Genomic DNA, 22,151 nt, shown 5'->3' on the forward strand with positions numbered 1-22,151 from the left:
GACCTGATATGCGACCGGTATCGCATTGTGCGGTTATGAGGCGGGGCGAGGCCAGGACAGTGACATGCGTCACTCCTTGCTGTCGAGTACCGCCTGCATCACTTTCTTGGCGATCGGCGCGGCGAGACCGCCACCGCTGATCTCGTCACGGGACGCGTTGCTGTCCTCGACGACGACGGCGACGGCGACCGGGGAGCCGCTGTCGGTCTTGGCGTACGAGATGAACCACGCGTACGGGCGCTTCTTGTTCCCGACGCCGTGCTGGGCGGTACCGGTCTTGCCACCGACCGTCACGTCGCTGATCTGCGCCTTCGTGCCGGTGCCCTTCTCGACGACGTTCTCCATCATCTGCTGGACGAGCTGTGCGTTCTCCTGCGAGAGCGGCCGGCTCATCTCCTCCGGCTCGAACGACTGGATGATGTCCAGATTGGGCGCGCGCAGCTGGTCGATCATGTACGGCTTCATCAGCTTGCCGTCGTTGGCGATCGCCGCGGTGACCATGGCCATCTGCAGCGGAGTGGTCGCGGTGTTGAACTGACCGATGGAGGAGAGGGCGTTGCCGCCCTTGTCCATGTTCTTGTCGTAGACGGAGGACGCGGCGCGGACCGGAGTGTCGATCTCCGGGTTGTTGAAGCCGAACTTCTCGGCCGTCTCCACCATCTTGTCCCGGCCGACCTTGTCACCGAGGTTGGCGAAGACGGAGTTGCAGGAGACCTCCAGGGCCCGGTTCAGGCTCGCCTTCTCGCATCCGCCGTGCTGGTTGACCATCGGCTTGCGCGACAGCGGGATGAAGTACGGCTCGGGGGTGTCCGTCGCGGCGTTGATGTCCGTGACCACGCCGTGCTCGAGGGCGGCGGCGGCGGTGAGGACCTTGAACGTGGAGCCGGGCGGGTAGGTCTCGCGCAGCGCGCGGTTCACCATCGGCTTGTTCTTGTCGTTCAGCAGCTTCTGGCGGTTGTCGGAGTCCTTGTCCGAGTTGCCGGCGAAGACCGACGGGTCGTACGACGGCGTGGAGGCGAGCGCGAGGATCTTTCCGGTCTGCGGGTCGATCGCCGCGACGGCGCCCTTGTTGTCGCCGAGGCCCTCGAACGCGGCTTCCTGCGCCTTGCCGTTCAGGGTGGTGACGACGTCGCCGCCCTTCTTCTTCTCGCCGGTGAACATCGCCATCGTGCGGTCGAAGAAGAGCCGGTCGTCGTTGCCGGTGAGGATCCCGTCCTCGAGCTTCTCGATCTGGTTGGCGTCGAAGGCCTGCGAAGCGAAACCGGTGACGGGGGCCCACATGGGGCCGTCCACGTAGGTGCGCTTGTACTTGAAGTCGCTGCTCGTCGTCGCGACGGAGCCGGTGACCGGCTTGCCGTCGACGATGATGTTGCCCCGCTCGTAGGCGTAGCGCTCGATCTGGACCCGGCGGTTGTACTCGTGCGCGTTGAGCTCGTCGGCGCGCACGTACTGGATCCAGTTGTCCCGGATCATCAGCGCGAGAACCAGAAGGCCGCAGAAGATCGCGATGCGGCGCAGAGGCTTGTTCACGGTCGGACCACCTGGGTCATCTCGGCGTCGGGGGACGGGGCGGGGGACGGCGCGGGCCGCCGTGCCGTGTCGCTGATACGGATGAGGATGCCGATCAGGGCCCAGTTGGCGATGACGGACGAGCCACCGGCCGCGAGGAACGGCATGGTCATACCGGTCAGCGGGATGAGGCCCATCACACCGCCGGCGACGACGAAGACCTGGAGGGCGAACGCGCCGGACAGACCGACCGCGAACAGCTTCCCGAAGGGGTCCCGGGCGGCCAGGGCCGTGCGGATGCCGCGCTCGATGATCAGGCCGTAGAGCAGCAGGAAGGCCATGACACCGGCCAGGCCCAGTTCCTCGCCGACGGTGGCGAAGATGAAGTCGGAGTTGGCGGCGAAGCCGATCAGGTCCGAGTCGCCCTGGCCGAGTCCCGTGCCGAGGGTGCCGCCGGAGCCGAAGGACATCAGCACCTGCGCCATCTGCTGGCAGGCGGCCGAATCCGCGTAGCAGTCCCCGAAGGGGTCCGCCCAGGCGGCGACACGGGCCTGGACGTGGCCGGCGAAGGAGGCCACACCGACGGCGCCGCCGACGGACATCAGCAGACCGATGACGATCCAGCTGGTCCGCTCCGTGGCGACGTACAGCATGATCACGAACATGCCGAAGAACAGCAGCGACGTACCGAGGTCGTTCTCGAAGACCAGGATGAGCAGGCTGACGGCCCAGATGGTGAGGATCGGGCCGAGGTCGCGTCCACGCGGCAGGTACAGCCCCATGAACCGGCGACTGGCCAGCGCCAGCGCGTCCCGCTTCACCATGAGGTAGCCGGAGAAGAAGACCGCGATCACGATCTTCGCGAACTCACCGGGCTGGATGGAGAACGGGCCGACCCTGATCCAGATCCTGGCGCCGAAGACGTCCGCGCCCAGGCCAGGCACGATCGGCAGGATCAGCAGGACCAGCGACGCCACCATCGAGATGTAGGTGAAGCGCTGGAGGACGCGGTGGTCCTTCAGGAGCAGCAGTACGCCGACGAACAGCGCGATACCCAGCGCGGAGTACATCAGCTGGTTCGTGGCCTGCGGGGCGAAGTCGTTGCGCGCGCTCAGCCGCGGCGACTGGTCCAGCCGCCAGATCAGCACCAGCCCCAGCCCGTTGAGCAGCGTCGCCAGGGGGAGCAGCAGCGGATCGGCGTACTTCGCGAACTTCCGCACCACGAGATGCGCGACGCCCGCCAGCAGGCCGAGCCCGAGCCCGTAGCCGAGCATGCCGGTCGGCACCTGGCCGTCGAGCGCGAGGCCCACGTTGAGGTACGCGAACACCGGGATGACGACGGCGAACGCGAGCAGCACCAGCTCGGTGTTGCGGCGGCTCGGTGCTTCGATCGCGCCGATGGTGGTCGTGTTGGTGACAACGCTCATGGTGGAGAAAGGCCCCCCTACGGGTCCTTACTGCTTTCCGCAGTTCGAGGCCAGCTTCTGCTCCTCCTCCGAGAGGGTGGGGCCCGGAGAGGGAGTCGCTGCGGTCGGCTTGGTCTGGGCGGACTGGGTCGAGGGCTTCGTGCCGGTGGTACCTCCGGCCTGGCCCTCTCCGGGCGGCGTACCGGCCGCGCGGTCCGCGGCGGCGCGGCGCTGCTCGTCCTTCTTGCAGACCGAGGCCTGCGCCGCGAGTTCCTGGATCTTGTCGCGTGCGTCACCGAGGCTGCCCTCGGTGATCGTCTCCTTGACCTGCTTCTGCTGGTAGGGCGGCAGGTACTTGAGTTCGATCTCGGGGTGGTCCTTCTCGACGTCCGAGAGCGAGACCCACGCCAGGTCCTGGCTGATGCCCCGGTACAGCGCGATGTGGTTCTCGTTGGCGCCGACGTAGTACTGGGTCTGCGTCCAGCGGTAGCCGCCGTACAGACCGCCGCCCACGACACCCAGCGCCAGCACGATGAGGAAGGATCTCTTCAGCCACTTCCGGCCGCGGCGCGGCTTGACGAAGTCGTCGTCCGTGTACGCGCCGAAGCTGCCCTCCGGGGGCATCCCGCCGTAGCCGGCGTCGTCGCCGCTTCCGGGCGGGCCGAAGCCGCCTCCGTGAGGCGGCGGGACGGGCCGGCCGAGGCCGGCCGCGCGGCCCGCGGGGGTCTGCATGGCTCCGCCGTCGCCCAGCTGGATCTGGTTCTCGGCGACCGCGCCGACGACGACGGGGATGTCGCTGAGCTGCCCGGCGAGGGTGTCGCCCGAGTCGGTGTCGAGGACGTCGGCGACGATGCAGGTGATGTTGTCGGGGCCACCGCCGCGCAGGGCGAGCTGGATCAGCTCCTGAACGGTCTCCTGCGGGCCCTGGTAGCTGGCGAGGGTGTCCTCCATCGTCTGGTGGGAGACGACGCCGGACAGTCCGTCGGAGCAGATCAGATAGCGGTCGCCGGCCCGGACCTCACGGATGGACAGGTCGGGCTCGACATGGTCGCCGCTGCCCAGCGCGCGCATCAGCAGGGAGCGCTGCGGGTGGGTGGTGGCCTCTTCCTCGGTGATGCGGCCCTCGTCGACGAGCCGCTGCACCCAGGTGTGGTCCTGGGTGATCTGCGTCAGCACACCGTCGCGGAGCAGATACGCGCGGGAGTCGCCGACGTGGACGAGGCCGAGACGCTGACCGGTCCAGAGCAGTGCGGTGAGCGTGGTCCCCATGCCCTCGAGCTGGGGGTCCTCCTCGACCATGACACGCAGCTGCTCGTTGGCGCGCTGCACGGCGGTGCCGAGCGAGGTGAGGATGTCCGAGCCGGGCACGTCGTCGTCGAGCTGGACGAGCGTGGAGATGACCTCGGAGGAGGCGACCTCACCGGCGGCCTGGCCGCCCATGCCGTCGGCGATCGCGAGAAGGCGCGGGCCGGCGTAGCCGGAGTCCTCGTTGCCCTCCCGGATCATCCCTTTGTGCGATCCGGCGGCGAAGCGCAGTGACAGACTCATGCGCACCTCGCCCGTCGGCTCGGGGTACAGCCGGTCTCGAGCCACACTGCCCACCCTCCGGTCGGGAGCCTGCCCCGGTCCGTTGCCGGGACCGCTGCGGGGTCCTCCGTGCGGACCGCCGCGGCTCGCTCGCTCCGCTCGCTCATTGTCGTACTACTTCCGCAGCTCGATGACGGTCTTGCCGATGCGGATCGGCGCGCCCAGCGGAATCGGTGTCGGGGTGGTGAGTCGGGTCCGGTCGAGATAGGTGCCATTGGTGGACCCGAGGTCCTCGACGATCCACTGGCCGTCACGGTCCGGGTAGATCCTGGCATGCCGGCTCGACGCGTAGTCGTCGTCCAGCACGATCGTGGAATCGTGCGCCCGGCCCAGCGTGATCGTCTGGCCCTGGAGCGCGACGGTCGTGCCGGTGAGGGAGCCCTCGGAGACGACCAGCTTCGTCGGCGCACCGCGGCGCTGCCGCGTGGCCTGCTGGCGTTGCTGAGGAGGCGCGGCGGCCTGGCGGGCGGCCTGCTGCGGTCTGGCGTCGGCGTTGCGGCGCGAGCCGCGCTGCGTGACGCGCGTACCGAACAGGTCGCTACGGATGACCTGAACGGCCACGATGACGAACAGCCACAGAACGGCCAGGAAACCCAGCCGCATGACCGTCAGGGTCAGCTCTGACATTGCCCCCGCTTCACCCTTCGGCTTGCCGGTAAACGATGGTGGTGCTGCCCACGACGATCCGCGAGCCGTCGCGGAGCGTAGCGCGGGTGGTGTGCTGCCCGTCCACCACGATGCCGTTGGTGGACCCGAGATCCTGGATCGTCGAGGGCGTTCCGGTCCGGATCTCACAGTGCCGGCGCGAGACGCCGGGGTCGTCGATCCGCACATCGGCGTCGGTGCTGCGGCCCAGCACCAGCGTCGGGCGGGAGATCTGGTGGCGTGTGCCGTTGATCTCGATCCAGCGGCGCACCTGGGCACCCGGCATGGCGCCGGGAGCCGCGGGGCGGCCGCTCGCGGACGCTCCCTGGCCGGGACGGCCCGAGCCTTGCGGCGGGGCGGACGGCATGGGGGGCGCACCGACAGGAGGGTAGCCGTAGCCGCCGCGAGCGGCGCCCTGCGGGGCGGCCGCGGGGCCGCCTCCCGCACCTGCTCCCGGGGCGGCGGGAGCGCGGTCGGGCGACTGTGACGTACTCGACGCGAGCGTACGGCTGCGCACCCGGTACAGACCGGTGTCGAGGTCGTCGGCCTTCTCGAGATGGACCTTGATGGGGCCCATGAAGGTGTAGCGCTGCTGCTTGGCGTAGTCCCGGACCAGACCGGAGAGCTCGTCGCCGAGCTGGCCCGAGTAGGGGCTGAGACGCTCGAAGTCGGGCGTGCTCAGCTCCACGATGAAGTCGTTGGGCACGACGGTCCGGTCACGGTTCCAGATGGTCGCGTTGTTGTCGCACTCGCGCTGGAGGGCGCCCGCGATCTCGACCGGCTGGACCTCGGACTTGAAGACCTTGGCGAAGGTGCCGTTGACCAGACCTTCGAGTCGCTGTTCGAAACGCTTCAGGACTCCCACAGGGCACCTCCTCCGTCGATGTCGTCCTGGTACTGCTTACTGATCGTATCCACGCGTCGGGAAATCGGCTGGTTCCCCTTGTCTGCCCCGTCGATGAGTGTCACCTCTCACACGGATCGTAGAGGCGGCCTCCTGACAGTGTCCCGCACCCGGGGTGCACCTCGGGGAAGAGGGGGGAGGTGCGCTCGGGAGGAGTGCCGACGGCCGCGTTCCGTTGCTTCCCCTGCTTGCCCGGTTCCGCTCCGGTTCTTCGTCTCTTCGTCCTCCTCTTCGGCCTCGTCCGTCTGCTGGTCCGTCTCCTGGTCCTCCTCCTGGTCTTCTCCTCGTCCATCTCGTGCCGGGTTAACCGCGCAGGAGTGGGCTGAACCCATGGGAACCCCGGTGGTCAGCCGTCGTACGGGGGCCGGAACAACGGATGTGAATCCACCCTCGGCAGCGTGCTAATCTTCTGCATGTCGCCAGGCGCCCGCACCGAACAGGTGAGAGACACGGCGGCAACACCCAATGCGCGGGTGGCGGAATAGGCAGACGCGCTGGATTCAGGTTCCAGTGCCCGAAAGGGCGTGGGGGTTCAACTCCCCCCTCGCGCACCAGGAGAAATCCGTTGAAACGGGTCTCCACCAGAGACGAAAGTCATGGTGGAGGCCCGTTTCTCGTTGTGCTGGTGTCGCTGTGCGGCTGTCGATGTGCGGCGATGCCGACGGTCCGGGCTGAGGGTTGATTCGGGCGGTTCCATGTGAAAGGCCCCACATCGTGGCATGCGTCACGATGCGGGATCCGATCTTTGGTCGATCTTCGACCGAGTGCCGTGACCGAGTGCCCTCACCGACTGCCGTGACCGACTGCCGAAAGCGGCGGACGGCGGTCTTGCCGGCAGTGTCCGGAGCTCTCTGTACGGTCGGCCCATGACTGCTTCCGGATCACTTCTCTCGCGGCTCAGGGCCGACCGGGAGGCGGCCCTGCTGGCCGATTTCCCCTTCGCGTTCGACACCCTCATCGACACCATCACCCACGTGGAACCTGTCCGGCTGGCCTCCGGCGCCCCGTTGGAACCGATCGCGAAGGACCACGGCGGCGGTACGTACTTCCTCTGCGGCGAGGGGGACGGTGAGGACCGGCCGGTGCTGTTCGCGGACTCCGAGGGTTCCGCCGGGGTGATCGGTACCGATCTCCGGGAGGCGCTGCTCCTGCTGATCGGCCTGCCGTGCTCCGGGGAAGCCCTGCACCGGGAGCGGAACGGCCTGGTGATGGACGAGCAGGCGCTCGAGGCGCTGCGCGACGAGGAGGACGAGGACTACATCGAGGCCACGGAGATCGAGGACCTCCCCGGGATGCGCGCCGAGATCCTCGACCGGCTCGGCCTCGCCCCGCTTCCTCCCCTGACCTGGCTCCTGGAGCGGGCCCGTGCGGCCGTCGCCCTCGACCCCGGCCACATGCTGCTCAACGAGGAGGGCAACGCCTACCGGCAGGGATGACGGCAGGCTCCCGGCTTCGCCGGAACCGCGACCTTCGTCGTGCGGTCGTGCGACGAAAGTGGGCAGTGGGGGGAGCGTCGGCTGCCTAAGGTGCGGTCGTGGACGCGTCACGGGGGATACGAACCGGAGTACGGGCGGGCTGGCAGTGGGTGGCCGCGCCGGAGTTGTGGTCACGGCGCAGGCTGGCGGGCGAGAGCGTCGTCGCGCTGGTGCTGGGGCTCATGGGGGCAGCTCTCGGCCAGTTGCTGGCGGCGCCCGGGCCGTTGGTGCTCGGCGAGGCCGTCACGATCGCCGTCCTGTCGCTGATGCGACGGCGACTGCCGGCGACCGTGCTGACGGTGACCGCCGCACTGGCGCCGGTGGGCAACGGGTTCCTGCCGCTGCTGCTGGTCGTCGGATGGTCGGCAGGGCACCGGATCACCGGAGCGAGACGAGCCGTGGGCGCCTTCATCGGCGCGTACGTGCTCTGCGTCGCCTTCACGCTCGTCGAGGTCTGGTCGTCGGAGCCCTCGGTGAGCCTGGTGCTGTTCACCACCCTCCTCTACCTGGCGATGACGGTCATGCCCGGTCTGGCCAGTCGCTACTGGACGCAGCGGCGGACGCTGCTGCGCACCCTTCAGGAACGCAACGGCCAACTGCTGCGGGAACGCGCCATGGTGGCCGGGCAGGCCCGGCTGCGGGAGCGGCAGCGGATCGCCCAGGACATGCATGACAGCCTCGGGCACCAACTGGCCCTCATTTCGGTGCACACGGGGGCGCTGGAGGTCGACCGCGAGCTGACCACGCGCCAGCGGGAGGCGGTCGGGGTGCTGCGGGAGGCCTCGGTGACCGCGATGCACGAGCTGCGCGAGGTCGTGGGCATCCTCAGGGACGGGGTCGAGGCGCCTGCTCCCGAGTCCGTGGACGAGTCGGGGCGGGCCGCGCGGGGGACGGCGGGCATCGCGGATCTGGTCGAGTCGGCCAAGGCCGCGGGCAGCATGGTGGAGTTGCGGCACTCGGGAGAGGCCAGACCACTTGCCGCGGCAGCCGACCACGCGGCGTACCGCATCGCCCAGGAGGCGCTGACCAATGCCTTCAAGCACGCGCCCGGGGCGGCGATCACCGTGGAACTGCGGTACGAACCCGATTCCCTCGTCGTCGAGATCGTCAACGGCGCGGCCGTGGGCACCGGCGGTGAGGTCGTCAGCGGCGGGCAGGGCCTGACGGGTCTGTACGAGCGCGCCCGGCTCGTCGGCGGCATGGTGCACGCCGGCGCGGCTACCGAGGGAGGCTTCCGGGTCGCCGGCGTCCTGCCGTACGGCGTCGTGGAGGCCGTGCCGTACACAGAGTCCTCCTTCGCCGAGGTCAGGCCCTCCGGTGACGTGGCGGTCGACGCCCGGTGGCAGTCGCCGGGTGCCCTCGCCGGGAACGGTCTTCCCGCCATGGACTGGAGTGTCCGGGAGGGCGAGCGGGAGTGGGCGATGGGCCGCGGCGCCCGCGGCAGCGGGGTCGGTGGTGTCGCCGTGGGATGCGGCATCGCGGTGGCCGCGGTCGCACTGCTCGGGGCGGCGGCTCTCTTCGGGGTGTTCTTCATGGTCGGGTCCATGGACAAGGGCATGATCGAGCCCGCCGAGTACGAGGCCATCGAGGTCGGCATGGCGGAGAAGGACGTACGCGACCAGCTGCCGAGCGGCGACACGATCGCGACCGCGGGGCTGGGCGACAAGGGGCCGGAGCAACCGAAGGGGTCGCGATGCCTCGTGCTGCTGTCCTCCGAACTGGGGGAGAGCTGGGAGACGGAACCGGTGTTCCGGTTCTGCTTCGAGGACGGCAAGCTGGTCGAGAAGAAGTCCTATGAGGTCAAGCGCTAGTCCAGGCGCTGGGGGAAGCAGAGGGGGCACTGTGACCGGTTCGCCGATCAGGGTCGTGATCGCCGACGACGAGCCGTTGATCCGGGCCGGGATCCGGATGATCCTCACTTCCGACCAGGAGATCGAAGTGGTGGCGGAGGGCGCCAACGGCCGCGAGGCCGTCGAACTCGCCCGCTCCCACGGCGCGGACGTGGTGCTGCTCGACATCCAGATGCCGGTCATGGACGGGCTCACCGCCCTGCCCGAACTGCGCCGGGCTGTACCGGCGGCACGGGTGATCGTGCTCACGACCTTCGGCGAGCGCGAGAACGTCCTGCGGGCGCTGGAGCACGGCGGCGCGGGATTCCTGCTGAAGGACACCGCTCCCGCGGAGCTGATCCGGGCCGTGCGGGCGGCTGCCGCCGGGAACGCCTATCTCTCGCCGGCCGCCACGCGTCATGTCGTGGACCAGCTGGCCTCGGGGAGGGCCGCGGTGCGCGACGAGGAGGCCAGGGCGAGGGTCGCCGCGTTGAGCGCCCGGGAGCGTGACGTACTGGCGCTGCTCGGGGAGGGGCTGTCGAACGCGGACGCGGGGCGCCGGCTGCACATGAGCGAGGCCACCGTGAAGACGTATGTGAGCCGGATCCTGTCCAAGCTGGACTGCGAGAACCGGGTGCAGGCGGCGCTGCTGGCCCGGGACGCGGGGCTGTAGGTCCGAGCACCGGGGCGGCCCCGAGCACCGGGGGCGGCTCGGAGGCCGGCGGGAGTGGGCGGTGGTCGGCGGCGGCCCGGCCGCCTCTGCCGAGCCGCCCACCGGAGCCGTTACGCGGCGAGCCGCGCCGCCAGATCCTTGGCCTTCTGCACCGCGTCCTCGAACGCCTTGGAGCGGGAGGCCTCGGCGAGGGGTACGAGCTCCGCCATCTCGGGCTTGCTGGGCGCCAGCGTCAGCTCGGGAACGATGAAGTCGACGCTGGCGCCGAACATCCCGCCGAGCACCTTCTCCATGTAGTTCTGGACGAACTCGAAGTCCGCACGCGGAGTGCCGGGAGCGTAGGAGCCACCACGGCTGGCGACCACGGTGAACGGGATGCTCGCCACCGGCCCGTCCGGGCTGCCCGCGTTGTGGCCCACGATGATCACCTGGTCCAGCCATGCCTTCAGCGTGGAGGGGATCGTGAAGTTGTACATGGGTGCGCCGATCAGCACGGCGTCGGCCGCCGCCAGCTCGTCGGCCAGCTCGGCCCGGAGCGTGTTCTGCGCGCCGGCGGAGACCGCGGCGAAGTCCAGGTGGGGCAGCGGGTTCGCGGCCAGATCTCGGTAGACGACCTTGCCCTCGGGGTGCTCCTCCAGCCAGGTCTTCACGAAGGTGCTGGTGACCTCGCGCGATGCGGAGCCCTGCGGGAAGACGGCGGAATCGATGTGCAGCAGCGTGGCCATGGTGCTCTCCAGAAATGGGTGGCGTGGGGAGGCAGGGAGGAAGCCCCTGCCTGCCGGTAGTTCCGTTCGTAACTACAAATAACACAGGTGCTTACTTTTTTTCATCCCCTCACGTGTGGGCAGTAGTCTGGAGCCATGGCGGACCACGACGAGCACGCGTGCAGACAGGTCGACGGGGGTATCACGCGCGTCTTCGAGCTGTTCGGGAAGCGCTGGACCGGGCTCATCGTGTCCGTGCTCATGCAGCGGCCCGTCTACTTCGCCGAGCTGCGACGGGCGATCCCGGGCATCAGCGAGCGCATGCTCTCCGACCGGCTGACCGAACTCGCCGCGGCCGGGCTTGTCGTACGCGAGGTCGACGAAGGGCCGCCGCTGCGTGTGGCCTACCGGCTCACGGAGGCCGGTGCGGCGCTCGAACCCGCCCTCAAGGAACTGGGGCAGTGGGCGGAGACACACCTGCCGGGCGGGGTGCCCGGGGGCCGCGCCTGCTGATCCCGTCCGAGCGAGACGAGCCGTGCGCGCGGTCCTGGGCGCGCCGGCTGCATGCCCGTCCCGACGGAGCGGCGGCTCCCTTGATGCGGCGGCTCCCTTGATGCGACGGCTCCCCTGTCCGTCGCGGCGGAGCGGTCGGAGCGGTCGATTCCGGGGTTATCCACAGGGGGAGACGGCAGGCGGGCGTGCCGGTACGGTCTTGGGCAGTTGATGTTGTGCGACGACGGGGGAGGCGGTCCCGCCATGGGTGAGGCCGAAGCAGTGGTGCCGGTCCAGCGGACGGTCCCGGGAGAGGCGCGGGTGCCGGAGGTCTCCGGATTCGCCCGGCGCGTGCCGGGTGGTGTGCCGGACTCCCCGAAGCAGGCGGGCAAGGCGTTGCGAGGCCAGGTGCCGCGCTCCTCGCACGACTCGATCGTGGTCGCCTCGGGGAGGCCGGACGCGCTGCGGGCCGTGGAGGAGTCCAGCCATGGCCGGGTCCCCGAGCTCGCGCCGATCCGGGTGGGAAGGATGGCCGCCACCCCCTTCGCCTTTCTGCGCGGCGCAGCCGGGCTGATGGCCCATGACCTGGTGGGCACGCCGGTCACCGGCATCACGGCCCAGATCTGCGGCGACGCGCATGCGGCGAACTTCGGGCTGTACGGCGACGCCCGAGGCCGTCTCGTGATCGATCTGAACGACTTCGACGAGACCGTGACCGGCCCGTGGGAATGGGACCTCAAGCGGCTGGCCGCTTCGATCGTGCTCGCCGGGCGGGAGGCGGGCGCCGACGAGGACACCTGCCGCAAGGCGGCTTTCGACGTGGCCGGGGCGTATCGGCGGACCATGCGGCTGCTGGCCAAGCTCCCGGTCCTCGACGCGTGGAACGCGATCGCGGACGAGGAGCTCGTCTCGCACACCGACGCCCGGGACCTGCTCGGCACGCTGGAGCGGGTCTCGGAGAAGGCCAGGAGCAACACGAGCGCGCGGTTCGCCGCCAAGTCGACCGAGGCCGGCCCGGACGGTGGCCGGCGCTTCGTGGACGCCCCTCCGGTGCTGCGACGGGTGCCCGACGCGGAGGCCGCCGCCGTGGCCGGGGCGCTGGGCGGATATCTGGAGACGCTCTCGGAGGACCGGCTGCCGCTGCTCGCGCGGTACGCGATCCACGATGTGGCGTTCCGGGTGGTCGGCACCGGAAGCGTGGGGACACGGTCGTATGTGGTGCTGCTGATAGACCACCGCGGCGAGCCGCTCGTGCTCCAGGTGAAGGAGGCGCGCGCGTCCGCTCTGCTGCCCCATCTGTCGGCCGCGGGCTTCGACGTGCCCGAGGTGGCGCACGAAGGACAGCGCGTCGTGCAGGGACAGAAGCGGATGCAGGTGGTCAGCGACCTCCTGCTGGGCTGGACGACGGTCGAGGGCAGGCCCTTCCAGGTGCGGCAGTTCAGGAACCGCAAGGGCAGCGTGGACCCGGCGGCCCTCGCGGCCGACCAGGTGGACGACTACGCGCGCATGACCGGTGCGCTGCTGGCCAGGGCGCACGCTCACAGCGTCGATCCCCGGCTGGTCGCCGGCTACTGCGGCAAGAACGAGGAGCTGGACGAGGCCGTGGCCGGCTTCTCGGTGCTGTACGCGGACCGTACGGAGGCGGACCATGCCGAGCTGGTGGCGGCGGTCCGGAACGGACGGATAGCCGCCGAGCTGGGGGTGTGACGGGATCCCGGTCCCGTCCGCCCGTCGGGGCGGCCGGGGCTCTGCCATACGCTGGGCGGGTGACCCAGGACGCTCCCGGGGGCTCGGCCGCCCCGAACGACGACGAGCAGGACGACCACCGCGTGGACGAGCAGAACGTGCAGGGCTCCGAGGACGAGCCGGCCACCGAGGGTGCTCCGGCCCCCGAGGGTGCTCCGGGTGCCGGGAGTGGGCAGGACGCGGCGGATGCCGAGCGGCCCGAGGACCGGCTGGAGAAGGCCGTGCGCGCGGCCGAGCAGGCACTGATCGAGTTCGAGATCGCTGTCGAGACCTTCCGGGTCGAGGTGGAGAACTTCTCCCGGCTGCATCACCAGAAGCTCGGCCCGATGTACTCCCGTCTCGATGAGCTGGACGCCCAGATCGCCGAGGCGCGCGCGGCCCGGACCGGTGACCCGGAGGATCTGCGCAAGGCGCAGGAGGCCCGGGCCATGGTGATGCCGATGCCCGGCGTCGAGGAGCTCTTCCACAGCTGGATCGACTCCGACGGCCTCTCGCCCGAGGCCGCGGCGATGCTGACCGATCGGGCCGTGCAGCCCCCGAAGCGGGTTCGGCCCACGGACGAGGCCCGCAAGCTCTACCGCGAGCTGGCCCGCAAGGCCCACCCGGACCTTGCGCAGGACGACAAGGAGCGGGAGCGGCGCGAGGAGTTCATCACCCGGGTGAACGTCGCGTACGGGCGCGGGGACGAGTCCATGCTGCGGGAGCTGACGCGGGAGTGGGAGGCCGGCCCCGTGCCTGAGGAGCCACGGCTCGGCGAGGCCGAGGAGCTCTACGCCCGCCTCGATTGGCTCGCGCGGCGCAAGGAACTGCTGACGGTGGTCGCCCAGGATCTGGAGGAGAGCGCGATCGGCGCGATGCTGCGGATGGCGCCGGACGACCCGGACCGGCTGCTGGAGGAGATCGCGGAGCAGCTGCTGGCGCAGGTCGCGGAGCGCGAGGCCGAGCTGGCCGCCTTGGTGCAGTAGGTTTTCAGGAGGTTCCTCGTCCGTTCCGCGTCGGCGGCCCGGGCACGAGGCCACAAGACGCCGGTACGAGAGAAGGCCAGAGCCATGAATTTCGCCCCGCTGCCCTCGGTGGACGTCGCGTCCGTGCCTGCCGACGGTCTGGTGCTCGATGTCCGGGAGGACGACGAGTGGGCGGCCGGTCATGTCGAGGGCGCCCTGCACATTCCGATGAGCGACTTCGTGGCCCGCTTCGGTGAGGTCACCGAAGCCGTGGCCGAAGGGCGCCGTGCCTATGTGATGTGCCGGGTCGGTGGCCGGTCCGCCCAGGTCACCCAGTACCTGGTCCAGCAGGGCATCGACGCCGTGAACATCGACGGCGGGATGCAGGCCTGGGACTCCGCCGGGCGCCCGATGACCACGGACAACGGGACCCCGGCCTTCGTCCTCTAGACCTTCGTCGCACCCTGGACCCGCGTGGTCGGTGCGTCGGCCCGTCAGCCGAGGGGGTGGGTGGCGAGCAGATCTCCCAGGGCCTCCTCATGGGCCGCGGCCGGGCCGAGGGACAGCTCGAGCTGCTTGGCCCAGGCGTGATACCGGTGCAGTGGGTAGTCGGTGTCCGCTCCGAAACCGCCGTGCAGATGCTGTGCGGTCTGGACGACCCGGCGGACGCCTTCGGACGCCCAGATCTTCGCGACCGCCACATCGCCGTACAGCGGCAGCGCCCCACTCGCCGCACCGCCCCGCTTCTCGGAGGCGGTGAGCCGCCAGGCGGCCTGCCAGAGGGTGGCCTCCATGGCACGCAGATCGATGAAGCGGTCGGCGGCCTGCACGGCCACGGCCTGGAAGGTGGCGACGGGAAAGCCGAACTGCTCGCGCTTGCCCGTGTATTCACTCGTCATCGCCAGCACGCGCTCGCCGAGGCCGAGGGCGAGCGCACAGGTCCCCGTCGCGAGCAGTTCTCGCAGCCATTCCCAGGCGCCCTCGGCGTCGATCATCTCACTGTCGTCGATCCGCACGGCGTCCAGCCGGACCTCGGCGAACAGCTCGCCACTGGTGGACACCTGCTCGGCCAGGGCGACCCCGTCCCGGTCCCGGGCGACCAGAGCGAGCACGGCGCGGCCGTCCTCGGCATGCGCGGGCACGGCGATGACGTCCGCGATCTGCGCCCATGGCACCGCGGTCTGGACTCCGTCGAGGGTCCAGGCGGTGGCGTCACCGGGCTCACGACGGGCGGTGACGGCGCGTTCGGCCGGGTCGTGGCCGGTGCGGCCGTTGGCCGCGGCGGTCAGCACCAACTCGCCGCGGCCGATGCGCGGGAGGAGCCGGGAGCCCAGCTCGGCGCCGCCATGACGCTGCAAGGTCATCGCGACGGCGCTGGTCTCCAGCAACGGCACCCGGGCCAGCACCTTCGCCGATTCACGCAGCACGAGACAGAGCGCGATGGGATCCAGCCCCGCCCCGTCGTGCTCGGGGCCGATCACGAGGCTGAGCAGATCGGCCTCCGCGAGCCTGGCCCACAGGGCCCGGTCGATGTCGTCGGCCACCGCACCCGGGGTGAGCGCGGGGCTCGGCACCCCGTCGGGCGCGACACCCGAGAAGACCGCCTTCGCCGCCTCGACGGCCGCCTGCTGTTCCTCGGTGAAGGTGAAGTCCACAGCCCAGTCCTCCCACGCACCGGTTCCGGCCCACGGTCCTGTCGTCCGTCATCCGGTGCCCGGCACCAGATATCTGACGGACCGTCAAGATAGAGCAGGAGTCGGTGAAAAGGAACGGCGTCAGCGGTCGAAGTCGAGCTCCACGTCGGACGTCATGGGACGGGACTGGCAGGCCAGCACATAGCCGGCGTCCGTCTCCTCCTGCTCCAGGGCGAAGTTGCGGTCCATCCGGACCTCGCCCGAGACCAGGAACGCTCGGCACGTGCCGCAGACCCCGCCCTTGCAGGCGTACGGCGCGTCGGAGCGGGCCCGCAGCACCGTCTCCAGCAGCGACTCGCCCTCCTGCACCGGCCAGGAGCCGGAGCGACCGTCCAGTGTCGCCGTCAGCCTGCTGTGCTCGGGTGCCGCGACCGGAGCCGGGGCAGGGGCATCGTCGACATGGAAGATCTCCTCATGGATGCGGCTCCGGTCGACGCCCAGCCCGCGCAGAGTCCGCTCCGCACCCTGGACCAGCCCGAACGGCCCGCACAGGAACCAGCCGTCCACCTCGGGCACCGGGAGCAGCGCCGGCAGCAGCGCAGTCAGCCGCTCCTGGTCGAGCCGGCCCGACGGAAGCCCCGCCTGCTGCTCCTCCCGGGAGAGCACCGTGACCAGCTGAAAGCGGTCCGGATAGCGGTCCTTGAGGTCGGCCACCTCTTCCAGGAACATCGTCGAGGCCGCCGTGCGGTCGCTGCGGATCAGACAGAACCGGGCCTCCGGCTGCCGTGCCAGCAGGGTCGCCGCGATCGACAGCACCGGCGTGACACCACTGCCGCCGACGATCGCCGCGAAATGCCCGGCGCGTGGCTCCAGGACGAACCGGCCCATCGGCTGCATGACCTCGACCGTGTCCCCGACCGAGAGCTCCTTGAGGGCGTACGTCGAGAACTCGCCGCCGTCGACCAGCCGGATGCCCACGCGCAGCACGGGATCCTCACCGGTGAGGGCGGCAGGGGAGCAGATCGAGTACGTACGCCGGATCTCCTCGCCGTTCGCACCCGTGCGGCGCAGCGCGATGTGCTGGCCCGGCGTATGGCGGAAGGCCTCCCGCAGCTCTGCGGGGACCGTGAGGGTGACGGCCACAGAGTCGTCCGTGAGCCGTTCGACCTCGCTGACCCGGAGCGGATGGAACATCTACAACTCCTTGAAGTGGTCGAACGGTTCGCGGCAGGCCACGCAGCGGCGCAGCGCCTTGCACGCGGTGGAGGAGAACCGGCTCAGCAGCTCCGTGTCCGTGGAGCCGCAGTGCGGGCAGCGGACGGTGAGCGTGAGCGGCACCGTCCCGTCCATGGCGCCCGGCCGAGGCGGCGCTATCCCGAACTCCTCGAGCTTGCGCCTGCCGTCGGCACTGATGTCGTCCGTGGACCAGGCCGGGGAGAGCACCTTGACCACCGAGACCTCCGGTATGCCGTGCTCGTGCAGCACCCGCTCGATGTCCGAGGTCATCGCCTCGATGGCGGGGCAGCCGGTGTAGGTGGGGGTCAGCTCGACCTCGACCTTGCCCGGGGCGAGGATCTGCACCCCGCGGAGCACTCCGAGCTCCTCCAGCGTCAGCACCGGCAGCTCCGGATCGGGCACGGATCCCGCCAGCCGGCGCAGCTCGGCCTCCAGCACCGTGTCGGTCACCATGACGCCCCCGGGTGGCTCCGGTGCAGATGCTGCATCTCGGCCAGCATCCGCCCGAACGACTCCGTGTGCAGCCCCTGGCGCCCGGCACCGGCCGACCAGGCGCCGGTGTCCGCCGTGTCCGGCACGGTCAGGGTGGCGCGCTCCAGCACCGCCGTCACCGACTCCAGCCAGCCCGAGCGAAGCGCCTCCCAGTCCGCGTCCACGCCTTCGACCGGCTGGAACATCTCTCCGGTGAACCGCCACAGTGCGTCACAGGCGCGCTGCATCCGCTCACGGCTCTCGGCCGTGCCGTCGCCCAGCCGCAGGGTCCACTGCTCGGCGTGGTCCTGGTGGTAGGCGACCTCCTTGACCGCCTTCGCCGCCAGTGCCGCGAACTCGCCGCCACCCGTCGCCAGTTGTCCGAACAGCAGCCGCTGGAACGTGGAGAAGTAGAGCTGGCGGGCGATCGTGTGCGCGAAGTCGCCGTTCGGCTGCTCCACCAGCTGGAGGTTGCGGAAGGCCCGCTCCTCGCGGAGATACGCCAGCTCGTCCTCGTCGCCGACGAGGGAGAGGAGCGTCCTGGCCTGTCCCAGCAGGTCGAGCGCGATATTGGCCAGCGCGACCTCCTCCTCCAGGACCGGGGCGTGCCCGGCCCACTCCCCCAGCCGGTGCGAGAGCACCAGCGCGTCGTCGCCCAGCGCGAGTGCGGCGCTCACAGGTGCTTCACCCCTTCCGGGATCTCGTAGAAGGTCGGGTGCCGGTAGGGCTTGTCCGCGGACGGCTCGAAGAACGGGTCCTTCTCGTCCGGGGACGAGGCGGTGATCGCCGTGGACGGCACCACCCAGATGGAGACGCCCTCATTGCGCCGGGTGTACAGATCGCGGGCGTTGCGCAGCGCCATCTCGGCGTCCGGCGCGTGCAGGCTCCCCGCGTGGGTGTGCGACAGCCCGCGGCGCGAGCGCACGAACACCTCCCACAGCGGCCAGTCCGTCGAGCTGCTCATGCCGTCGCCTCCACCTGTGCCTCGTCGCGCTTCTCGCCCGACCCGTCCGACTCGTCCGACGCCGCCGACTTCTTCGACGCGGCCCTGGCGGCGTAGGCGGCGGCCGCCTCACGCACCCAGGCGCCTTCCTCGTGGGCCTTGAGCCGCTGGCTGATCCGCTGCTCGTTGCACGGTCCATTGCCCTTCAGGACCTGCCAGAACTCGTCCCAGTCGATCGCGCCGAAGTCGTGATGCCCCCGCTCCTCGTTCCAGCGGAGGTCCGGGTCCGGCAGGGTGAGGCCCAGGGCTTCCGCCTGCGGGACGCAGATGTCGACGAAGCGCTGGCGCAGCTCGTCGTTCGAATGGCGCTTGATCTTCCAGGCCATGGACTGGGCCGAGTGGGCCGAGGCGTCGTCCGGAGGGCCGAACATCATCAGGGACGGCCACCACCAGCGGTCCACCGCGTCCTGCGCCATCTCGTGCTGGGCCGGGGTGCCCTGGGAGAGCGCCAGCAGCAACTCGTACCCCTGGCGCTGGTGGAAGGACTCCTCCTTGCAGATCCGGACCATCGCGCGGGCGTACGGACCGTAGGAGCAGCGGCACAGCGGCACCTGGTTGGTGATCGCGGCGCCGTCCACCAGCCAGCCGATCGCGCCGACGTCGGCCCAGGTCAGCGTCGGGTAGTTGAAGATCGACGAGTACTTCTGGCGGCCCGAGTGGAGCTTGTCGAGCAGCTCGTCCCGGCCGGCTCCCAGCGTTTCCGTCGCGCTGTAGAGATACAGACCGTGGCCCGCCTCGTCCTGCACCTTGGCCATCAGGATGGCCTTGCGGCGCAGGGAAGGCGCGCGGGTGATCCAGTTCGCCTCGGGCTGCATGCCGATGATCTCGGAGTGCGCGTGCTGCGCCATCTGGCGGATCAGCGACGCGCGGTAGTCGTCGGGCATCCAGTCGCGAGGCTCGATGCGCTCGTCGGCGGCCACGGCAGCGTCGAAGCGCGCCTGGTGCGTCGTAGCCGCAGTCGTCTCTGCAGTCACTGCCGTCATCGAGCTCCCTACCGACCGATCGTTCGGTTGAATGACTTCAATGGTGAGTCGGCGGCCCGTATGGTGTCAACCCTGTGGATAACCGCAGGGGACTCTGGGGATCGGGGCGGGATGGACTCCTACGACGGCGAAGGCGCCGCGCGCGCCGAGGCGGCTCCGTCCGCCGTGCCGGGCGGGATACGCAAATCGGGCGGGTCGGACGGGCCTGGTGTGACGACCGGGACGACTGAGACCACCGGAACGACGACCACGACGACCACGGCGACCATGACCGACGCTACGGGCGAGCCCGGTGCGTCGGACGAGGCGGCTGAGGTCGAGGCGGAGGCCGCCGGCGCGAGCGAGCCGCCGGGCCGGCCCGCCGGCGGCGGGATAGCGAGCCTCTCCCTCCCCTACCAGGTCGTGGCCGCGGTCGCCCTCGCACTCGTCGGTCTCTTCGCCTGCATCCATCTGGCCATGGTGTTTCTGCACGTGGCGCCCTCCAACACCGTGACCAAGCAGCACGGCAAGGGGGTCGACGAATGGATCTATCCCGAGTTCGAGCAGAACTGGAAGCTCTTCGCCCCCAACCCGCTGCAGCAGAACATCGCGGTCCAGGTGCGGGCCGAGATCGTCGGCACGGACGGCGCGCGCAGGACCACCGACTGGATCGATCTCTCGGCCGAGGACGGTGACGCGATCCGCGGCAATCCCCTCCCGAGCCACGTCGACCAGAACGAGCTGCGCCGGGGCTGGGACTTCTACGCCAACTCGCACACCGACGACAACAAGTCCAACGGGCTGCGCGGCCAGCTCTCCGAGCGGTACATCCGTCGCATCGTGATGATGCGGCTGGAGAACCACGACCTCGGTGGACACGTCGAGCGCATCCAGCTCCGGTCCGCCACCCGCTCCGTCAAGGCACCGGTGTGGAGCAAGGAGCGGACGGACACCCGGCCGTTCCACCGCGTGCTCCCCTGGTGGACGGTGACCTCGGCCGATCTGGCCCTGGACGTGCGGAACGCCGGAACGGCCGATGAGAGCGGCACGGAGGCGGGCCGATGAACCAGACCCTCGACCGCAGGCTGGCGGCCGCCATCCAGCGCGTGACCTCCACCGCCCTCGGCCCGTACCAGAGCGCCGTCGTCCGCATCGGCTTCTCCGCCACCTGGCTGCTCTTCCTGCTGCGCGAGTTCCCGCACCGGCGTGAGCTCTACGGACCCGAAGGGCCGTGGGGCTGGGACATGGCCCAGCAGCTGATCGCCAACAACCACGCCTTCACCGCGCTGATGTGGTCCGACAGCGTGGTCTGGTTCGAGATCGTCTATGGCGTAGCCCTGCTCTCCAGCGCGCTGCTGATGCTCGGCAAGCACACCCGCGCCATGTCGGTCCTCTTCATGATCGGCGTGCTGTCGCTGCAGAACCGGTCCATCTTCATGGGCGACGGTGGCGACAACGTGATCCACCTGATGGCGATCTACCTGGTGTTCACCCGATGCGGTCAGGTGTGGTCCCTCGACGCCCGGCGGGCGCGACGCGATGGCGAGCCCGGCCGGACGGGGAGCCGGACACGGAACTGGTCCGGCCCGGCCCTCTGGTCGGTCCTGGGCGTGCTGCTCTTCGTCGGCACGGTCATGGGCCGGATCGGCGGGGAATGGTGGCTTCTGCTGCTGTTCTGGGCGCTGTGGATCTTCCACGGGGTGTGGTGGGCGGTGAATCGCTACGCACCGGACAGCGAGCCGCGCACACTGCTCGACGTCCTCGCCAATCTCAGCCACAACGCCGCGCTCGTCGTGATCATGGCCGAGGTCTGTCTGATCTACGCCACCGCCGGCTGGTACAAGATCCAGGGCTCGCGCTGGCAGGACGGCAGCGCCCTGTACTACCCGCTCAAGCTCGACTACTTCACCCCCTGGCCCGCGCTCTCCGACATCCTCGCGGGCAGCGGCGTGATCGTGATGCTGGTGACGTACGGCACGGTCATCGTCCAGGTGGCGTTCCCGTTCACGCTGTTCAACCGCAAGGTCAAGAACGTCCTGCTGGTGGCGATGATGCTGGAGCACGCCGGGATCGCCCTGCTGCTCGGTCTGCCGTTCTTCTCGCTCGCGATGATCGCCGCGGACGCGGTCTTCCTGCCGACGTCCTTCCTGCGCCGGCTCGGCGGCTGGGCGACGCGGGCCCGGGAGCGTGTCCTCGCCCGACCGGTACGGATCCCCGAGCAGCGAGGTACGCCCGAGGAGCAGGCCCCCCGTACCCTCGTCGGGTGAGCACCGAGACCCACGAACCCGTCCAGTACGACGACGGCTACGGCCCCGAGATAGGTGTCGGGCCCCATCCGCGTCCCTGGCCGGAAGGGGCGTCGTACGACCCTGAGCTGCTCGCCCACGGGGACCGGCGCAATGTCGTCGACCGGTACCGGTACTGGACGCGGGAGGCGATCGTCGCCGATCTGGACACCCGGCGTCATGACTTCCACGTGGCCGTGGAGAACTGGGGCCACGACTTCAACATCGGCTCCGTGGTCCGCACCGCCAACGCCTTCCTGGCGAAGGAGATCCACATCGTGGGGCGGCGCCGCTGGAACCGGCGCGGTGCGATGGTCACCGACCGGTACCAGCACGTGCGCCACCACGCGGACACGGAGTCGCTGACCGCCTGGGCGGCGGCCGAGGACCTGCCGATCATCGGGATCGACAATCTGCCGGGCGCCGTACCGCTGGAGCGGACCGTGCTGCCGCGGCGCTGCGTCCTGCTCTTCGGGCAGGAGGGGCCAGGGCTCACCGAAGAGGCGCGTGAGCACACCGCCATGGTGTGCTCGATCGCCCAGTTCGGCTCCACCCGCTCGATCAACGCGGGTGCCGCCGCCGCGATCGCCATGCACGCCTGGATCCAGCGGTACGCGGACGTCCCCCCGGCGCCGTAAGGCCACCG

General features: G+C 70.1%; 22 protein-coding genes and 1 tRNA gene. 11 read left to right on the forward strand and 12 right to left on the reverse strand.

The features are described from left to right. Positions 1-69 precede the first annotated feature (69 nt). From OG766_RS17920 to OG766_RS17940, 5 genes are all read right to left on the reverse strand, one after another. Complete coding sequence (locus tag OG766_RS17920) at positions 70-1,530, reverse strand: peptidoglycan D,D-transpeptidase FtsI family protein (RefSeq protein ID WP_266380391.1); 1,461 nt, start codon at positions 1,528-1,530, stop codon at positions 70-72. Beyond that, a complete protein-coding gene (locus tag OG766_RS17925; protein ID WP_266380393.1) occupies positions 1,527-2,936 on the reverse strand; it encodes an FtsW/RodA/SpoVE family cell cycle protein in 1,410 nt (469 codons plus the stop codon). Before OG766_RS17925 ends, OG766_RS17920 begins: the two co-directional genes overlap by 4 nt. 27 nt (positions 2,937-2,963) lie before the next feature. Beyond that, complete coding sequence (locus OG766_RS17930) at positions 2,964-4,463, reverse strand: Stp1/IreP family PP2C-type Ser/Thr phosphatase (RefSeq protein WP_266380395.1); 1,500 nt, start codon at positions 4,461-4,463, stop codon at positions 2,964-2,966. 153 nt (positions 4,464-4,616) lie between these two features. Beyond that, positions 4,617-5,129, reverse strand: a complete 513-nt coding sequence (locus tag OG766_RS17935; protein ID WP_266380397.1) for an FHA domain-containing protein FhaB/FipA — start codon at positions 5,127-5,129, stop codon at positions 4,617-4,619. 10 nt (positions 5,130-5,139) lie between these two features. Further along, positions 5,140-6,012 (reverse strand): DUF3662 and FHA domain-containing protein, encoded by an 873-nt coding sequence (locus tag OG766_RS17940; protein ID WP_328725754.1) that lies wholly within the window; start codon positions 6,010-6,012, stop codon positions 5,140-5,142. Between the two features lie 506 nt (positions 6,013-6,518). Here OG766_RS17940 and OG766_RS17945 point away from each other — a divergent pair. From OG766_RS17945 to OG766_RS17960, 4 genes are all read left to right on the forward strand, one after another. Beyond that, positions 6,519-6,605, forward strand: a tRNA-Leu gene (locus tag OG766_RS17945). A gap of 312 nt (positions 6,606-6,917) precedes the next feature. Beyond that, positions 6,918-7,487 carry a hypothetical protein gene (locus tag OG766_RS17950; RefSeq protein WP_328725755.1) on the forward strand — a complete coding sequence of 190 codons (570 nt, stop codon included), beginning with the start codon at positions 6,918-6,920 and terminating at the stop codon, positions 7,485-7,487. A gap of 98 nt (positions 7,488-7,585) precedes the next feature. Then, positions 7,586-9,337, forward strand: coding sequence for a sensor histidine kinase (locus OG766_RS17955; protein ID WP_328725756.1), 1,752 nt, complete (start codon positions 7,586-7,588; stop codon positions 9,335-9,337). 31 nt (positions 9,338-9,368) lie between these two features. After that, positions 9,369-10,028, forward strand: coding sequence for a response regulator transcription factor (locus tag OG766_RS17960; protein WP_328725757.1), 660 nt, complete (start codon positions 9,369-9,371; stop codon positions 10,026-10,028). A 110-nt stretch (positions 10,029-10,138) separates the two neighbouring features. Here the strand turns inward: OG766_RS17960 and OG766_RS17965 are convergent, their stop codons facing one another. Then, positions 10,139-10,753: an FMN-dependent NADH-azoreductase gene (locus OG766_RS17965; protein ID WP_266380407.1), complete on the reverse strand. Its 615-nt coding sequence runs from the start codon at positions 10,751-10,753 to the stop codon at positions 10,139-10,141. Positions 10,754-10,888: 135 nt separating this feature from the next. Here OG766_RS17965 and OG766_RS17970 point away from each other — a divergent pair, with 135 nt between their 5' ends. From OG766_RS17970 to OG766_RS17985, 4 genes are all read left to right on the forward strand, one after another. Next, entirely contained in the window at positions 10,889-11,245 is a 357-nt protein-coding gene (locus OG766_RS17970) for a winged helix-turn-helix transcriptional regulator (protein WP_266380410.1), read from the forward strand. A 243-nt stretch (positions 11,246-11,488) separates the two neighbouring features. After that, positions 11,489-12,931 carry a DUF2252 domain-containing protein gene (locus OG766_RS17975; RefSeq protein WP_266380412.1) on the forward strand — a complete coding sequence of 481 codons (1,443 nt, stop codon included), beginning with the start codon at positions 11,489-11,491 and terminating at the stop codon, positions 12,929-12,931. A gap of 59 nt (positions 12,932-12,990) precedes the next feature. After that, entirely contained in the window at positions 12,991-13,935 is a 945-nt protein-coding gene (locus OG766_RS17980; RefSeq protein WP_266380417.1) for a J domain-containing protein, read from the forward strand. 84 nt (positions 13,936-14,019) lie between these two features. Then, positions 14,020-14,364 (forward strand): rhodanese-like domain-containing protein, encoded by a 345-nt coding sequence (locus tag OG766_RS17985; RefSeq protein WP_266380422.1) that lies wholly within the window; start codon positions 14,020-14,022, stop codon positions 14,362-14,364. Positions 14,365-14,408: 44 nt separating this feature from the next. Here OG766_RS17985 and OG766_RS17990 read toward each other — a convergent pair whose 3' ends face one another. From OG766_RS17990 to paaA, 6 genes are all read right to left on the reverse strand, one after another. Then, a complete protein-coding gene (locus OG766_RS17990) occupies positions 14,409-15,569 on the reverse strand; it encodes an acyl-CoA dehydrogenase family protein (protein ID WP_328725758.1) in 1,161 nt (386 codons plus the stop codon). 120 nt (positions 15,570-15,689) lie between these two features. After that, on the reverse strand, positions 15,690-16,742 hold the full coding sequence (locus OG766_RS17995) for a 2Fe-2S iron-sulfur cluster-binding protein (protein WP_328725759.1): 1,053 nt from the start codon (positions 16,740-16,742) through the stop codon (positions 15,690-15,692). Next, entirely contained in the window at positions 16,743-17,237 is a 495-nt protein-coding gene (paaD, locus tag OG766_RS18000; protein ID WP_328725760.1) for a 1,2-phenylacetyl-CoA epoxidase subunit PaaD, read from the reverse strand. It abuts the gene before it with no gap. After that, the gene (gene paaC / locus OG766_RS18005; protein WP_328725761.1) at positions 17,231-17,932 is read right to left on the reverse strand and encodes a 1,2-phenylacetyl-CoA epoxidase subunit PaaC; all 702 of its coding nucleotides are present in this window, start codon (positions 17,930-17,932) and stop codon (positions 17,231-17,233) included. The genes paaD and paaC overlap by 7 nt, the downstream gene beginning before the upstream one ends. Beyond that, positions 17,929-18,219 carry a 1,2-phenylacetyl-CoA epoxidase subunit PaaB gene (paaB, locus tag OG766_RS18010; protein WP_266380441.1) on the reverse strand — a complete coding sequence of 97 codons (291 nt, stop codon included), beginning with the start codon at positions 18,217-18,219 and terminating at the stop codon, positions 17,929-17,931. Before paaB ends, paaC begins: the two co-directional genes overlap by 4 nt. Continuing rightward, positions 18,216-19,241, reverse strand: coding sequence for a 1,2-phenylacetyl-CoA epoxidase subunit PaaA (gene paaA / locus OG766_RS18015; RefSeq protein WP_328725762.1), 1,026 nt, complete (start codon positions 19,239-19,241; stop codon positions 18,216-18,218). The genes paaB and paaA overlap by 4 nt, the downstream gene beginning before the upstream one ends. Before the next feature lie 111 nt (positions 19,242-19,352). Here paaA and OG766_RS18020 point away from each other — a divergent pair, with 111 nt between their 5' ends. The 3 genes from OG766_RS18020 to OG766_RS18030 are packed head-to-tail and all read left to right on the forward strand — an operon-like array spanning position 19,353 to position 22,143. Further along, complete coding sequence (locus OG766_RS18020; protein WP_328725763.1) at positions 19,353-20,285, forward strand: DUF5819 family protein; 933 nt, start codon at positions 19,353-19,355, stop codon at positions 20,283-20,285. Further along, positions 20,282-21,487 carry an HTTM domain-containing protein gene (locus tag OG766_RS18025; RefSeq protein WP_328725764.1) on the forward strand — a complete coding sequence of 402 codons (1,206 nt, stop codon included), beginning with the start codon at positions 20,282-20,284 and terminating at the stop codon, positions 21,485-21,487. The genes OG766_RS18020 and OG766_RS18025 overlap by 4 nt, the downstream gene beginning before the upstream one ends. Next, positions 21,484-22,143 (forward strand): TrmH family RNA methyltransferase, encoded by a 660-nt coding sequence (locus OG766_RS18030; RefSeq protein ID WP_266380453.1) that lies wholly within the window; start codon positions 21,484-21,486, stop codon positions 22,141-22,143. The genes OG766_RS18025 and OG766_RS18030 overlap by 4 nt, the downstream gene beginning before the upstream one ends. The last annotated feature ends 8 nt before the right edge of the window (positions 22,144-22,151 follow it).

This window comes from Streptomyces sp. NBC_00259 (genome assembly GCF_036181745.1).
GTDB lineage: Bacteria > Actinomycetota > Actinomycetes > Streptomycetales > Streptomycetaceae > Streptomyces > Streptomyces pratisoli.

What these genes read in the sequence shown, in the direction of transcription:
- OG766_RS17925 (WP_266380393.1), bottom strand. Translation starts at nt 2,936, where the DNA reads ATGAGCGTTGTCACCAACACGACCACCATCGGCGCGATCGAAGCACCG.
- OG766_RS17930 (WP_266380395.1), bottom strand. Translation starts at nt 4,463, where the DNA reads ATGAGTCTGTCACTGCGCTTCGCCGCCGGATCGCACAAAGGGATGATC.
- OG766_RS17935 (WP_266380397.1), bottom strand. Translation starts at nt 5,129, where the DNA reads ATGTCAGAGCTGACCCTGACGGTCATGCGGCTGGGTTTCCTGGCCGTT.
- OG766_RS17950 (WP_328725755.1), top strand. Translation starts at nt 6,918, where the DNA reads ATGACTGCTTCCGGATCACTTCTCTCGCGGCTCAGGGCCGACCGGGAG.
- OG766_RS17965 (WP_266380407.1), bottom strand. Translation starts at nt 10,753, where the DNA reads ATGGCCACGCTGCTGCACATCGATTCCGCCGTCTTCCCGCAGGGCTCC.
- OG766_RS17970 (WP_266380410.1), top strand. Translation starts at nt 10,889, where the DNA reads ATGGCGGACCACGACGAGCACGCGTGCAGACAGGTCGACGGGGGTATC.
- OG766_RS17975 (WP_266380412.1), top strand. Translation starts at nt 11,489, where the DNA reads ATGGGTGAGGCCGAAGCAGTGGTGCCGGTCCAGCGGACGGTCCCGGGA.
- OG766_RS17985 (WP_266380422.1), top strand. Translation starts at nt 14,020, where the DNA reads ATGAATTTCGCCCCGCTGCCCTCGGTGGACGTCGCGTCCGTGCCTGCC.
- OG766_RS17995 (WP_328725759.1), bottom strand. Translation starts at nt 16,742, where the DNA reads ATGTTCCATCCGCTCCGGGTCAGCGAGGTCGAACGGCTCACGGACGAC.
- paaD (WP_328725760.1), bottom strand. Translation starts at nt 17,237, where the DNA reads ATGGTGACCGACACGGTGCTGGAGGCCGAGCTGCGCCGGCTGGCGGGA.
- paaB (WP_266380441.1), bottom strand. Translation starts at nt 18,219, where the DNA reads ATGAGCAGCTCGACGGACTGGCCGCTGTGGGAGGTGTTCGTGCGCTCG.
- paaA (WP_328725762.1), bottom strand. Translation starts at nt 19,241, where the DNA reads ATGACGGCAGTGACTGCAGAGACGACTGCGGCTACGACGCACCAGGCG.
- OG766_RS18020 (WP_328725763.1), top strand. Translation starts at nt 19,353, where the DNA reads ATGGACTCCTACGACGGCGAAGGCGCCGCGCGCGCCGAGGCGGCTCCG.
- OG766_RS18025 (WP_328725764.1), top strand. Translation starts at nt 20,282, where the DNA reads ATGAACCAGACCCTCGACCGCAGGCTGGCGGCCGCCATCCAGCGCGTG.